Source organism: Klebsiella sp. 2680 (assembly GCF_900198535.1).
In the GTDB taxonomy this organism is placed as follows: domain Bacteria; phylum Pseudomonadota; class Gammaproteobacteria; order Enterobacterales; family Enterobacteriaceae; genus Klebsiella; species Klebsiella indica.
Genome location: NZ_FZNJ01000006.1, coordinates 78350 through 92783, shown reverse-complemented (window position 1 = coordinate 92783; position 14434 = coordinate 78350). Strand labels below are relative to the sequence as shown.

Below are 14434 nucleotides of genomic sequence, written 5' to 3'. Positions count from 1 at the left end.
AGCTATGAATGCACCGTTTAGCTATGCATCGCCTACGTTAAGCGTTGAGGCGTTAAAGCACTCAATTGCTTATAAGCTGATGTTTATCATCGGCAAAGATCCGGCTATCGCCAACAAACATGAATGGCTCAATGCCACATTGTTCGCGGTTCGCGATCGCATGGTGGAGCGCTGGTTGCGCTCCAACCGGGCGCAACTCTCTCAGGAAGTTCGCCAGGTTTACTATCTGTCAATGGAATTTCTGATTGGGCGTACCTTGTCCAATGCATTGCTGTCGCTGGGTATCTATAACGATGTCAACAGCGCGCTGGAAGAGATGGGGCTGAGCCTTGAAGAACTGATTGATGAGGAGAACGACCCCGGATTAGGCAACGGTGGTCTTGGGCGTCTGGCGGCCTGTTTCCTTGATTCTCTGGCGACACTGGGTTTGCCCGGCCGTGGCTACGGTATTCGTTACGACTACGGCATGTTTAAGCAGAACATTGTTGATGGCCGGCAAAAAGAGTCTCCGGATTACTGGCTGGAATACGGCAACCCGTGGGAGTTCGAGCGCCACAATACCCGCTATAAAGTGCGTTTCGGCGGGCGAATTCAGCAGGAAGGTAAAAATTCACGCTGGGTGGAAACCGAGGAGATTTTTGCCGAAGCCTATGACCAGATTATTCCAGGCTTTGATACCGATGCGACGAACACACTGCGCCTGTGGAGTGCGCAGGCCAGTAATGAAATCAATCTGGGTAAATTCAACCAGGGGGATTACTTCGCGGCGGTAGAGGATAAAAACCACTCTGAAAACGTTTCCCGCGTGCTCTACCCGGATGATTCTACCGATTCCGGGCGTGAGCTGCGCCTGCGCCAGGAGTATTTCCTCGTTTCTGCGACGGTGCAGGATATCCTCAGCCGTCACTATCAGTTGCATAGAACCTACGACAATCTGGCGGATAAAATCGCCATTCACCTTAATGATACGCACCCGGTGCTGTCGATTCCGGAGCTGATGCGTCTGCTGATTGATGAGCATAAGTTTAGCTGGGATGAGGCGTTTGAGGTGGCCTGTCAGGTCTTCTCTTATACCAACCACACCCTGATGAGCGAAGCGCTGGAGACCTGGCCTGTTGATATGCTGGGTAAAATCCTGCCGCGTCATTTGCAGATCATCTTTGAGATTAACGACTACTTCCTGAAAACGTTGCAGGAGCAATATCCCAACGATACCGCGCTGTTGGGCCGGACGTCGATTATTGATGAGTCCAACGGTCGTCGCGTTCGTATGGCCTGGCTGGCGGTGGTCGTTAGCCACAAAGTCAACGGAGTGTCGGAACTGCACTCCAGGTTGATGGTGGAGTCGCTGTTCGCCGAGTTTGCGAAAATCTTCCCGATGCGCTTTACCAACGTGACCAATGGCGTGACTCCGCGTCGCTGGCTGGCGCTGGCGAATCCGCCGCTGTCAAAAGTGCTTGATGACAATATTGGTCACACCTGGCGCACGGATTTGAGTCAACTGGAGGAACTGGAACAGCATATTGATTACCCGTTGGTGAACAAGGCTGTGCGCCAGGCGAAACTGGAAAACAAGCAGCGACTGGCGAGCTATATCGCCCAGCAGCTTAATGTAGTGGTGAACCCGAAGGCGCTGTTTGACGTGCAGATCAAGCGTATTCATGAGTACAAACGCCAGTTGATGAACGTGCTGCATGTGATAACCCGCTACAATCGCATTAAGGCCGATCCTGACGCGGAGTGGGTACCGCGAGTGAATATCTTCGCCGGGAAGGCGGCGTCCGCTTACTACATGGCCAAGCACATTATTCATTTGATTAATGATGTGGCGGCGGTGGTGAACAGCGATCCGCAGATTGGCGATAAGCTGAAAGTGGTGTTTATCCCTAACTACAGCGTGAGTCTGGCGCAGTTGATCATTCCGGCTGCCGATCTTTCAGAGCAGATCTCGCTGGCGGGAACGGAAGCGTCCGGGACCAGCAATATGAAGTTCGCGCTTAATGGCGCGTTAACTATCGGTACGCTGGACGGCGCTAACGTTGAGATGCAGGAGCACGTTGGTGAAGAGAATATCTTTATCTTCGGCAATACCGCAGAAGAAGTGGAAGCCCTACGGGCCAGCGGTTACAAGCCGCGTGATTATTATGATCAGGATGAAGAGCTGCATCTGGCGCTGACGCAAATCGGCACCGGTCTGTTCAGCCCATCAGAGCCGGGTCGTTACCGCGATCTGCTGGATTCGCTGATTAACTTCGGCGACCACTATCAGGTACTGGCGGATTATCGTAGCTATGTGGATTGCCAGGATAAAGTGGATGAGCTGTATCGTCATCCGGAAGAGTGGGCGATTAAAGCGATGCGCAATATCGCCAATATGGGCTATTTCTCCTCCGATCGTACGATTAAAGAGTACGCCGACCATATCTGGTATATCGATCCGGTAAGGTTGTAGCGGTTTGACGCTTGAGAACGGGGCCAGACGGCCCCGTTTTTATCTTATCTGGCTTAATCGAGCGGGTCTCTAAGACGCCAGCGAAAGTTCAGACTTTCGTTCAGACTTTCCCGCGTGCTGCGCCAGCCATTCGCTGATGCGATCCTGCTGTTCGGCTGTCAGCCACATTCCCTGTTTAGTCCGCCGCCAGATAGCGTCATCCAGGGTGCGAACCCACTCATGTTCGACCAGATATGTAAGTTCGGCTTCGAAAAATTCATGGCCGAAATCTTCCCCCAGATCGGCCAACGATGTGGCGGTATCCAGGAGTTTTTCGCTGTTGCTGCCGTAGGTCCGCGCATAGTGGCGGGCCATTGACTCACTGATAAACGAGAAACGACGGCGCAGTTTTGCCGCGTAGTCATCCCGATCGCCGCCGATATCGCCGCCGGGCAGAACGGCTGTTTTCGTCCATGCCGGGCCGATACCTTTGTAGTAGGGGGCCAGTTTTTCCAGCGCATGTTCAGCCAGTTTGCGATAAGTCGTGAGCTTACCGCCAAATACTGATAGCAGCGGCGCCTGGCCGTTTTCATCATGGATATCAAGGGTGTAATCGCGGGTGATCGCCTGCGGTGAATCAGACTCGTCATCACAAAGCGGGCGGACACCGGAATAGCTCCAGACGATATCGTCGCGAGACAACGTCTTTTTAAAATGTGCGTTATAGACATTCAGCAGATAGCTAACTTCTTTGTCATCGATAGCAACAGTTTTCGGATCGCCCGTATACTCGACGTCAGTAGTACCGATTATCGAGAACTCATCCATCCACGGGATCACAAACACAATGCGTTTGTCTTCATTTTGCAGAATATAAGCCTGTTTCTGCGTATGCACGCGCGGCACGACGATATGGCTGCCCTTAATCAGGCGAATACCGTACGGTGAACGCAGGTGCATCCCTTCGTCGAAGAATTGTTTGACCCACGGGCCGGTGGCATTAACCAGACCGCGAGCCTGCCAGGTGAACTTTTCGCCCGTATCACGATCTTCCGCTTCGACCACCCATAAACCGTTTTCACGTTTAGCCGAGAGGGCACGGGTACGGGTTCGCACTTCGCCACCTTTCTGTACAACCATTTGCGCATTGGCGAGTACCAGTCGCGCATCATCGACCCAGCAGTCGGAATATTCGAAACCGCGCACAATTTCAGGTTTAAGCACCGACTCTGCGCCAAAACGCAATCCGGTCGAGCCGGGCAAACTGGTACGCTTGCCCAGATGATCGTACATAAACAGACCAATACGGATCATCCATGCCGGGCGCAGATGCGGGCGGTGCGGTAAACGAAAGCGCATAGGAAAGGCGATATGCGGCGCCATTTTTAGCAGCACCTCACGTTCCGCCAGCGCTTCGCTCACCAGACGGAATTCGTAGTGTTCAAGGTAACGCAGGCCGCCGTGAATCAGTTTTGAGCTGGCGCTGGACGTCGCGCAGGCCAGATCGTTTGCTTCCAGCATCAGTACGGATAAACCACGCCCTGCGGCATCTGCTGCGATACCCGCACCGTTGATGCCTCCCCCTATCACAATCAGATCTTTGGTTTCCACGCTCGCCACCTCTCACGCTTTCGTTTAAGTTCATAAATGTTCGATATCGCTCAATATAGCAAACAATCACGCTGTTGGTAACATCAAAAAAACATTTCAGAGTGATGCGTGTAACATATTGGCGTTTATTTACCGCCACGCTGTACACTAGGCGCTAAAATCTGGGGCGTTTCGCCGCCTGCCTGTATAAGAAGAGAGCTTATGGATCACTTTGAATGTATTAACGTAGAAGAAGCCCATCAGAAAATGCACCAGCAGACGGCGGTGCTGGTGGATATTCGCGACCCGCAGAGCTACGCGATGGGCCATACGCCGGGCGCGTTTCATTTGACCAACGACACGCTGGGGGCATTTATGCGCGATAACGATTTTGATACCGCCGTTATGGTGATGTGTTATCACGGCAATAGCAGTAAAGGTGCCGCGCAGTATCTGCTACAGCAGGGTTACACGGAGGTTTATAGCGTCGATGGCGGGTTTGATGCCTGGCATCGGCATTTTCCGGCGGAAGTCGCACATGGCGCACGTTAGGCGTTAGCGTCGGTTGTGGCTGTACCCGGCATACTTCAAGCTGCAGATACGTAGGCTACGTCCGCTCATCCCGGTCACTTACTTGAGTAAGCTCCTGGGAATTCGTGTACTTGTCGCCTTTCTGCAACTCGAATTATTTAGGGTATATAATATCTCCCTTTGTGTGGAATAAGCGATCCGCTGCATGTTAATGATTACCTCTTTTGCCAATCCGCGCGTGGCCCAGGCGTTTGTCGACTATATGGCGACTCAGGGCATTATTCTGACTATTCAGCAGCATGCACAGAGCGATATCTGGCTGGCTGATGAGAGTCAGGCCGGGCGCGTACAGGCCGAGCTGGCCCGTTTTCTGGAAAATCCCGCCGATCCACGTTACCTGGCCGCCAGTTGGCAGTCGGGGCAGACTAATAGCGGATTGCATTACCAACGTTTCCCCTTTTTAGCAACGCTTCGCCATAACGCCGGGCCATTTACCTGGGTCGTCTTATTCGCCTGTATTCTGGTGTTTATTCTGCAAACGGTTTTCGGCGATCAGGCGATGATGCTGTTGCTGGCCTGGCCCTATGATCCCTCGCTGAAATTTGAAGTGTGGCGCTACTTTAGCCATGTTCTCATGCATTTCTCCTTGCTGCATATTCTGTTCAACCTGTTATGGTGGTGGTATCTCGGCGGGGCGGTAGAAAAACGTATTGGCAGTGGAAAGCTGGTAGTGATTACCGTGATTAGCGCCTTGTTAAGCGGCTTTGTTCAGCATCAGTTTAGCGGCCCCTGGTTTGGCGGCTTGTCGGGCGTCGTCTATGCGCTGATGGGCTATGTCTGGCTGCGGGGGGAGCGTGAACCGCAGAGCGGCATTTATTTACAGCGAGGCTTAATACTCTTCTCTTTAGTATGGTTAATTGCTGGATGGTTTGATGTTTTCGGCATGTCGATTGCGAACGGCGCGCATGTGGCTGGCCTGGTGACCGGGCTGGCGATGGCGTTTGTTGATACGCAGAATGGGCGAAAACGAACGTAGAGGCTCTCAGGATATTTCATGAAACAAACACAACGTCATGACGCGATTATTGAGTTGGTAAAAAAACAGGGATATGTCAGTACCGAAGAGCTGGTCGAGCAGTTTGCCGTTAGTCCACAGACTATTCGTCGTGACCTGAACGATTTAGCCGATCAGAAAATGATTCTGCGTCACCATGGCGGCGCGGCCCTGCCTTCCAGTTCGGTGAATACTCCCTGGCACGACAGGAAATCGACACAGACGCAGGAAAAAGAGCGCATTGCCCGCAAGGTGGCGAGCGAGATCCCCGACGGCGCGACCCTGTTTATCGATATCGGTACGACGCCGGAAGCGGTGGCGCATGCCTTACTCAATCATAACGATCTGCGTATCGTCACCAATAACCTGAACGTCGCCAATACGCTCATGGCGAAAGAGGACTTCCGCATTATTCTGGCAGGCGGCGAGTTGCGTAGCCGGGATGGTGGCATTATCGGCGAGGCCACACTGGATTTTATCTCCCAGTTTCGTCTTGATTTCGGCATTCTCGGCATCAGCGGCATCGACAGCGATGGCTCGTTGCTGGAGTTTGACTACCACGAAGTGCGCACCAAGCGGGCGATTATTGAAAACTCGCGTCACGTGATGCTGGTGGTTGATCACTCGAAATTTGGCCGTAACGCGATGGTCAACATGGGCAGTATTAGCATGGTTGATGCGATCTACACCGATATGATGCCGCCCGCTGGCGTGCTGAAGGTGATTACCGACAACAACCTCCAACTGGAACTGTGCTGAGTATGTTGGGTTTCCGGCCTCTGGTGCTGATAAGGTTGTTATTTCTCCGCTGGCGCGTATTGTGCTGGCCGGGGAGGCTCCTGAGGGCGGGTTGCTTAACAAACACGCGGGTTATCGCCGGCGATGGCGAAGGGAAGACGCCAGGCGGATGGCGGCCTTTCCGCCTGGGATTAAGTTCGGTTATCGCTATACGCCATATCCCATCATTTTCAACAACTGCTGGGCATGCTGTACGGCATCCTGGCGGTGCGCTACGCCAAGCTTCTGGTACAAATTGCGAATATGGGTCTTGATGGTGGTGGCCGCAACATCCAGTTCACCGGCAATTTGCTCGTTGCTATAGCCGGAATAGATAAGCCCGAGTACCTGCCATTCGCGCTGGGTCAGCGGGCTGGTACGAATCAGTTCCGGGACATCCGGATGATTCAGCAGGCGTTCGACAAAGCTTTCATCAAAGTGGGCGAATTTGTGACGGTGATGCTGGTTGATATCGCGCAGAATGCGCTGAGCGCGATGCTGTTCCAGTTCCGGTAGCGTATTGAGCTGAATCAACTGGCGTAGCTGCTGCGCCATCGTCTCGCCTTCAATGACAAAATGGTTAATGAATCCGGTACGGTTGGCGAGTGCGAGCGCTTCCAGTAGCGCTTTCTGAGCTTCGCTTTTACGCCCTGCCTGCCAGTAAAGCTGGTTGAGTAACAGCAGGTTGCGGTTCAGATCGCTCATCAGACGCAGCGAGCGGGCATTGTCGTTTAACTCATCCAGCACCATTTCGGCGGAATCAAAATCACCGAGCAGGATCTGCGCGCGGGCGATATTGCGCCACTGACTCTGCAGGAAGTGGTTATTGGCAAATTCCGGTTTTGGCGTCTGACGCAGCCAGTTCGCCGCTGCGGCTTTATCGCCGGTCATTTGCCAGTAAATCACCCGGACTTTATCGGCATTGGATACCCAGTCGCTATGGTAATTGCCGTTTCCGAGCAGATTTTCAAGACGATTCAAATGACTGCGGGCATTATCCAGATCGCCGCGCGCCAGCGAACACTGGATCATCAGGGTCAGGCACTGTAACTGTTGCTGCGGTTGATAGGAGGAAAGTACGTTCATGCCATTGCGCGCGGACGTCTCCGCTTCATCCAGGCGCGCCCAGGCCCACAGGAGTTGGGAACGAATGCGCAACAGGAATTCATGCATAGGCAGTTGCTCAAGATGCTGCTCGCGAATTAACTGAAAGGCTTTTTCCTGAATCTCCCAGGCGGCCTGCAGGAAGCCCTGAGCAAACAGAATTTCGCTCTGCTGGATCATACTCCACAGCGCATAGTGCCAGACATCATGATGGCGGGACATCTGTTCCGTTTGCTGCATGACCGCCAGGGACTGGCTCAACTGGCCTTTGCAGTGCAGCACTTCGCCGTGTACTGATGTCGCAACGATACGACTGTAGTAGCTGGCCAGCGGCAGTTCATCAAGGGCCACCATCGCCAGGCGTTCGGCTTCGTCCTGATCGCCGGCATTAATCGCCACCTGGGCTCGCAGGGCATTGAAATCCCCATGCATGGCAATATCCATTTCCCGGTCCATCTCCTGCTCGGCGCGCGCCAGCAGGGTATTCACTTCGCTATAGCGGTGCTGGCTTTGCATAAGCCAGGCCTGCAACAAAATTAAACGCGGGTTTTCCAGCAGGTTTGACCATGGCAGCGCGGCGAGGGACTGCTCCAGCAAACTCAGCTCGCTGTGGTTAAACATGCCCCACGCGTGATTGAGCAGAATATCGCGCAGCATGGTGGCATCACCAGCGGCCAGAGCGTGGTGAATAGCCTCGCTCGGAAAGCCTTGCGCCATCCAGCTCTCGGCTGCCGCGCGGTGTATATCCGGCAGTTCGACTGCCAGCTCCCACTGGCAGCGCTGGCGCAGGAAATTGCCGAATAGCGGATGGTAGCGGAACCACTCGCCGGAATCGTCCATTCGTTGCAGGAATAATCCCTGGCGCTCAATCTCTTCCAGCTTCATCTGGCCATTCTCTTCCCCGGTGACGCGGACGATGAGCGCATCGTTCATTGAACGCAGTAACGCGCTTTTCAGCAAAAAGTTACGCGTCTGAGGATCAACGTTATCCAGCACCTCATCGACCAGGTAGTCAGAAAGGTGACTGGCGTTAATGCCGGCAAGACGTCGGGCTGAGTGATGCGCGGAAGTATTGTTATTTCGTGCCGAAAGCGCAATCAACTGCAGGGCGGTGGCCCACCCGGCAACATCGTCACACAGCCGTTTGCTCTCGTCGGCTTCAATTGGCGAGCTGAGACGGCAGTCAAAAAACTGCTTGGTTTCCTGATGGGTAAAAGCGAGTTGTTGACTGCCGATTTCAAGGAGCTGATCGCGCACGCGCAGGTTGGCAATCCCCAGTTGCGGCAGGTTACGCGACAGAACCACCAGGGTCATATTTTCCGGCTGATGGCGGAGAAAGAAGCGCATTGCATCATGAATGAGCGGGTTGCTAATCAGGTGGTAATCATCAATGACCAGGAAAAGCGGATTCTGCCAGTCGGCAAGCTCAATGAATAATTGTGCGAAGAGGGAAGGCAGGCTGGCATACTGGCGCTTTTGCACCATTGTTTCACTGGCCGTACAGTGACCACCGGTGGCCTGTTGAATGGCAGCGATGAGGTAACTGGCAAAACGCTCCTGTTGGTTATCACCTTCATCCAGTGAGAACCAGCCAAGGTGATTTTTCCCTGCTGCCCATTGAGCAACGAGCGTGGTCTTACCGTATCCTGCCGGACTGGTCACCAGCGCGAGACGATAATTGTTCGCGCCGGAAAGTTTCGCCAGTAATCGCTCACGAACGACGGTGTGTTCAAGGCGGACCGGACGACTTAATTTAGACGGAATCAACATAGTTCTTCATTATTTCGCTGTGCAAGGGCGGAGTTACGTTTTTTTTTGCGCTTCGTAATTAATATCTAACAAGGTTGACCAGAATGAATTTTATTGCAAGTTATGTCCGGGATTTATACTCTTTAATTTGCTCTATGTCACAAATTTATATGCTGAGTGAAATGTGCATAAAAAGATGCCAGTATGCGCGGTTGCTGGGTTCAGAGGGATTTCGAGGGCTGAAGGGCACGTTTTTTTTACAATGTGAGTAGTTGTTTGTTTTTATTAAATTATTATCAGTAATTTCTTAGAATCCCTCTTTTGAACTATTTCTCCATAGAAGTCTGTTTATTCCTCTAATATTTATTTTTATTTATCCATATTTACAAAACAAACTTTTACTTACCTATATTGTTCTGTCACGTAACGCATTTCAGCATCATCATGGGGGAGAGATTTGCTGTTCCGGTATGGCGATTTTTGCCGCATAATTCGCCAGTAAGCTAACATAACGGTGGCCACTATCACACTTTTCGCTCATCCCTGCGACTCCTCCCCGGCTAATCCCTGGCGGGATGAGGACGTGACTCCGGGAGGTCGGCACACTAACGCTAACGTTTTCGTAAAGGACCCGGATTTCTTATGTCACAGACTTCTTTTAACAAAGCTCAGTTTCAGGCTGCACTGACGCGTCAGTGGCAGCATTTTGGTTTACAGTCCGCTGCCGGGATGACCCGGCGTCAATGGTGGTGTGCCGTGAGTGGTGCGCTGTCCGAGATGTTGTCAGCGCAGCCGGTGGCGAAAGCGGCCGAAGGTCAGCGTCATGTAAACTATATCTCAATGGAATTTTTGATCGGTCGCCTGACCGGCAACAACTTGCTTAATCTTGGCTGGTATCAGGCGGTAAGCGATGAACTTCAGACGCATGATATTAATCTGAGCGATCTGCTGGAAGAGGAGATCGATCCGGGTTTAGGGAACGGCGGCCTTGGTCGTCTGGCGGCCTGTTTTCTGGATTCAATGGCGACCGTTGGCCAGTCGGCGATCGGTTACGGCCTGAACTACCAATACGGCCTGTTCCGTCAGTCTTTCGTTGACGGCCAGCAGATGGAAGCGCCGGATGACTGGGGGCGTAACCGTTACCCGTGGTTCCGTCATAACGAAGCGCTGGATGTCCAGGTTGGCCTCGGTGGTAAAGTCACTAAAGGCGGCGAGTGGATACCGGCATTTGTGATTACCGGCGAAGCCTGGGATCTGCCGGTACTTGGCTATCGCAATAATGTCGCTCAGCCGCTACGTCTGTGGCAGGCTCAACACGCGCATCCCTTTAATCTGACTAAATTCAATGATGGTGATTTCCTGCGCGCTGAACAGCAGGGCATTGACGCTGAAAAGCTGACTAAGGTTCTGTATCCGAACGATAACCATCAGGCGGGTAAAAAACTGCGTTTGATGCAGCAGTACTTCCAGTGCGCCTGTTCGGTTGCCGATATTCTGCGTCGCCATCATCTCGCTGGCCGCAAGCTGACGGAACTGGCGGATTACGAAGTGATCCAGCTTAACGATACGCATCCGACAATTGCGATTCCGGAACTGCTGCGGGTGCTGATCGACGAGCATCAGTTGAACTGGGACGACGCCTGGGCGATAACCAGCAAAACCTTCGCTTATACCAACCACACCCTGATGCCGGAAGCGCTGGAGTGCTGGGATGAGAAACTGGTGAAAACGCTGTTGCCGCGTCATATGCAGATTATCAAAGAGATTAACGACAGATTTAAAACGCTGGTGGATAAAACCTGGCCGGGCGATGAGCTGGTATGGGCAAAACTGGCGGTGGTTCACGATAAACAGGTTCGTATGGCGAACCTGTGCGTGGTGGGCGGATTTGCGGTAAATGGCGTTGCCGCGCTGCATTCCGACCTGGTGGTGAAGGATCTGTTCCCGGAATATCACCAGTTGTGGCCGAATAAATTTCATAACGTCACCAACGGTATTACCCCGCGCCGCTGGATCAAACTGTGCAACCCGGCTCTGGCTTCGCTGCTGGACAAGACGCTGAAGAAAGAGTGGGTTAACGACCTCGATCAGCTGATCAACCTGGAAAAATATGCCGATGATGCGAAGTTTTGCCAGACTTATCGCGACATTAAACAGGCCAACAAGGTTCGCCTGGCGGAGTTTGTGAAGCGGCGTACCGGCATTGAGATTAACCCGCAGGCGATTTTCGATATCCAGATTAAACGTCTGCATGAGTATAAACGTCAGCACCTTAACCTGCTTCATATTCTCGCGCTGTACAAAGAGATCCGCGAAAATCCGCAGACAGACCGCGTACCACGCGTGTTTCTGTTCGGCGCGAAAGCCGCGCCGGGCTACTATCTGGCGAAGAATATTATTTGGGCGATCAACAAGGTCGCGGCGGCGATCAACAGCGATCCGCAGGTGGGCGATAAACTGAAAGTCGTCTTCCTGCCGGACTACTGCGTGTCGGCGGCGGAAATGCTGATCCCGGCGGCGGATATCTCCGAGCAGATCTCCACCGCGGGTAAAGAAGCTTCCGGTACCGGTAATATGAAACTGGCGCTGAACGGCGCGCTGACCGTTGGAACCCTGGATGGCGCGAACGTAGAAATCGCTGAGCAGGTGGGAGAAGAAAACATCTTTATCTTCGGCCATACGGTGGAAGAGGTGAAAGCGCTGAAGGTGAAGGGCTACGATCCGCTGAAATGGCGTAAGAAAGATAAACTGCTGGATGCGGTGCTGAAAGAGCTGGAGAGCGGTAAATACAGCGATGGCGATAAACATGCCTTTGAACAACTGCTGCATAGCTTGTTGAAAGGCGGCGATCCGTATCTGGTGCTGGCTGATTTTGCGGCTTATGTCGCGGCGCAGAAGCAGGTTGATGAGTTATATCGCGACCAGCAGGCCTGGACTCGCGCGGCGATTCTGAACACCGCGCGCTGCGGCATGTTCAGTTCTGACCGATCGATTCGCGATTATCAGCAACGTATCTGGCAGGCAAAACGCTAAGGACGGGCCTATGGAGAGTAAACGCCTTGATAACGCTGCCCTGGCGGCGGGAATAAGCCCAAATTACATCAACGCGCACGGTAAGCCGCAGTTAATTGCTGCGGCGACCAAGCAGCGGCTACTGGATGCGATGCATCGTACGATGACTGCCACGAAAGTGGCCGTTAATCCGCTACCGGTTGTGCAGGTATTTACCTACGGCAAAAGGATGTCGCTGCCGGTGACGGGCCAGGGGGAATTCAACTGGATCCTTACCACTGAAGAAGGGAAACAGTATCAAGGCCAGACGCGCGGCGGTGAGGCGCTGCCGTTGCCTGCCAGACTACCGGAAGGCTATCACACCCTGACGCTGACCCAGGATGGCGAGCGTTGGCACAGCCGGATCATCGTGGCGCCTGTGCGTTGTTATGAACCGCAGGCGCTGAAGGATGGCCGGAAACTGTGGGGAACCTGCGTGCAGCTTTATACCCTGCGCTCGGAGAAGAACTGGGGGATTGGCGACTTTGGCGATTTACGCGCCATGTTGCCGGAAATCGCCCGTCGCGGCGGTTCGTTTATTGGCCTTAACCCAATCCATGCGCTCTATCCGGCGAACCCGGAGAGCGCCAGTCCGTATAGCCCCTCTTCGCGCCGCTGGCTCAACATTATCTATATTGATGTCAATGCGGTAGACGATTTCCGTCACAGCAAAGAGGCGCAGAAATGGTGGCAATCCCCGGCTACACAGCAGGCATTGCAGGCCGCACGGCAGTGCGATGATGTGGACTATACGGCCGTTACTGCGCTGAAACTCACCGCGCTGCGCATGGCATGGAAAGGGTTTTCCGCCCGCAATGATGAGACGATGGCAGCGTTTCGTCAGTTTGTCGCCCGGGAGGGTGAAAGCCTGTACTGGCAGGCGGCGTTTGACGCGCTGCATGCCTGGCTGATGCAGCAGAATTCAATGTACTGGGGATGGCCGGTCTGGCCGACAGCTTACCAGGATACGAATAGCCCGGAAGTGAAAGCCTTCTGCACTGAGCGTGCCGATGAGGTGAATTTTTACCTGTGGCTGCAGTGGCTGGCTTACACGCAGTTTGCCAGGTGCTGGCACACCAGCCAAAACGACGACATGCCAATTGGCCTGTATCGCGATTTGGCGGTCGGTGTTGCGGAAGGCGGCGCGGAAACCTGGCGTGACCGCGAGCTGTACTGCCTGAAAGCCTCCGTTGGCGCGCCGCCGGATATTCTGGGGCCGCTGGGGCAGAACTGGGGCCTGCCGCCAATGGATCCGCATATCATCCTGGCGCGTGGCTATGAGCCGTTTATCGAGCTGCTGCGCGCGAACATGCAAAACTGCGGCGCGCTGCGGATCGATCATGTAATGTCAGTGCTGCGTTTATGGTGGATCCCATACGGTGAGACGGCCGATCACGGGGCTTATGTGCAGTATCCGGTGGATGATCTGCTGTCGATTCTGGCACTGGAGAGCCAGCGTCATCGCTGTATGGTGATTGGTGAAGATCTGGGTACGGTGCCGGTTGAGATTGTCGGTAAGCTGCGTAAAAGCGGCGTTTACTCTTATAAAGTGCTCTATTTTGAAAATGACCACGAAAAGACTTTCCGCGCGCCGAAGGCGTATCCGCAGCAATCAATGGCTGTGGCAACGACGCATGATCTGCCAACGCTGCGCGGCTACTGGGAAAGTGGCGACCTGACGCTGGGGAAATCGCTGGGACTGTATCCGGATGAGGTGGTGCTACGCGGGTTATATCAGGAGCGCGAGCGGGCGAAACAAGGATTGCTGGATGCGCTGCATCGCTACGGCTGTTTGCCGAAGCGATGCGGACATAAAGCCTCGCTGATGGGGATGACGTCAACCCTGAATCGCGGAATGCAGCGCTATATTGCCGACAGCAACAGCGCGCTGCTGGGGCTGCAGCCGGAGGATTGGCTGGAGATGGCTGAGCCTGTCAATATTCCGGGAACCAGCACGGAATATCCCAACTGGCGGCGTAAACTTGCCACCACGCTGGAGGCGATGTTTGCTGATGAGCAGGTAAACAGACTGATTAAGGATCTGGATAAACGTCGTAAGGCAGCGGGAAAGAAGAAGCTGGACCGATAAGTCGCTTAATTGCCTGAAAAAGCCGGGATATTCCCGGCTTTTTATGGTCAATCTTAAA

At 53.6% G+C, this 14434-nt stretch carries 8 protein-coding genes; 6 read left to right on the top strand and 2 right to left on the bottom strand.

Going from position 1 to position 14434, the window contains the following annotated elements; translation table 11 throughout:
- The first annotated feature begins 4 nt into the window (after positions 1–4).
- Positions 5–2452 carry a glycogen phosphorylase gene (gene glgP, locus FN037_RS21090; RefSeq protein WP_142503100.1) on the top strand — a complete coding sequence of 816 codons (2448 nt, stop codon included), beginning with the start codon at positions 5–7 and terminating at the stop codon, positions 2450–2452.
- Positions 2453–2521: 69 nt separating this feature from the next.
- Here glgP and glpD read toward each other — a convergent pair whose 3' ends face one another.
- Positions 2522–4042: a glycerol-3-phosphate dehydrogenase gene (glpD, locus tag FN037_RS21085; RefSeq protein ID WP_142503099.1), complete on the bottom strand. Its 1521-nt coding sequence runs from the start codon at positions 4040–4042 to the stop codon at positions 2522–2524.
- A 201-nt stretch (positions 4043–4243) separates the two neighbouring features.
- Between glpD and glpE the strand changes: the two genes are divergently transcribed.
- The 3 genes from glpE (at position 4244) to FN037_RS21070 (ending at position 6365) form a co-directional block, all read left to right on the top strand.
- On the top strand, positions 4244–4573 hold the full coding sequence (gene glpE / locus FN037_RS21080; protein WP_138359282.1) for a thiosulfate sulfurtransferase GlpE: 330 nt from the start codon (positions 4244–4246) through the stop codon (positions 4571–4573).
- A gap of 184 nt (positions 4574–4757) precedes the next feature.
- On the top strand, positions 4758–5588 hold the full coding sequence (glpG, locus tag FN037_RS21075; protein ID WP_138359280.1) for a rhomboid family intramembrane serine protease GlpG: 831 nt from the start codon (positions 4758–4760) through the stop codon (positions 5586–5588).
- Between the two features lie 18 nt (positions 5589–5606).
- Entirely contained in the window at positions 5607–6365 is a 759-nt protein-coding gene (locus FN037_RS21070; RefSeq protein WP_138359278.1) for a DeoR/GlpR family transcriptional regulator, read from the top strand.
- A gap of 186 nt (positions 6366–6551) precedes the next feature.
- On the opposite strand, the gene malT is transcribed toward FN037_RS21070, so the two are convergent.
- Positions 6552–9257: an HTH-type transcriptional regulator MalT gene (gene malT / locus FN037_RS21065; protein ID WP_142503098.1), complete on the bottom strand. Its 2706-nt coding sequence runs from the start codon at positions 9255–9257 to the stop codon at positions 6552–6554.
- A gap of 621 nt (positions 9258–9878) precedes the next feature.
- Between malT and malP the strand changes: the two genes are divergently transcribed.
- Positions 9879–12269: a maltodextrin phosphorylase gene (gene malP, locus FN037_RS21060; RefSeq protein WP_142503097.1), complete on the top strand. Its 2391-nt coding sequence runs from the start codon at positions 9879–9881 to the stop codon at positions 12267–12269.
- Between the two features lie 10 nt (positions 12270–12279).
- On the top strand, positions 12280–14376 hold the full coding sequence (malQ, locus tag FN037_RS21055) for a 4-alpha-glucanotransferase (protein ID WP_142503096.1): 2097 nt from the start codon (positions 12280–12282) through the stop codon (positions 14374–14376).
- The last annotated feature ends 58 nt before the right edge of the window (positions 14377–14434 follow it).

Excerpts from the sequence above, each read along its gene's own strand:
- glgP (WP_142503100.1), top strand. The coding sequence starts at position 5 with ATGAATGCACCGTTTAGCTATGCATCGCCTACGTTAAGCGTTGAGGCG.
- glpE (WP_138359282.1), top strand. The coding sequence starts at position 4,244 with ATGGATCACTTTGAATGTATTAACGTAGAAGAAGCCCATCAGAAAATG.
- glpG (WP_138359280.1), top strand. The coding sequence starts at position 4,758 with ATGTTAATGATTACCTCTTTTGCCAATCCGCGCGTGGCCCAGGCGTTT.
- FN037_RS21070 (WP_138359278.1), top strand. The coding sequence starts at position 5,607 with ATGAAACAAACACAACGTCATGACGCGATTATTGAGTTGGTAAAAAAA.
- malT (WP_142503098.1), bottom strand. The coding sequence starts at position 9,257 with ATGTTGATTCCGTCTAAATTAAGTCGTCCGGTCCGCCTTGAACACACC.
- malP (WP_142503097.1), top strand. The coding sequence starts at position 9,879 with ATGTCACAGACTTCTTTTAACAAAGCTCAGTTTCAGGCTGCACTGACG.
- malQ (WP_142503096.1), top strand. The coding sequence starts at position 12,280 with ATGGAGAGTAAACGCCTTGATAACGCTGCCCTGGCGGCGGGAATAAGC.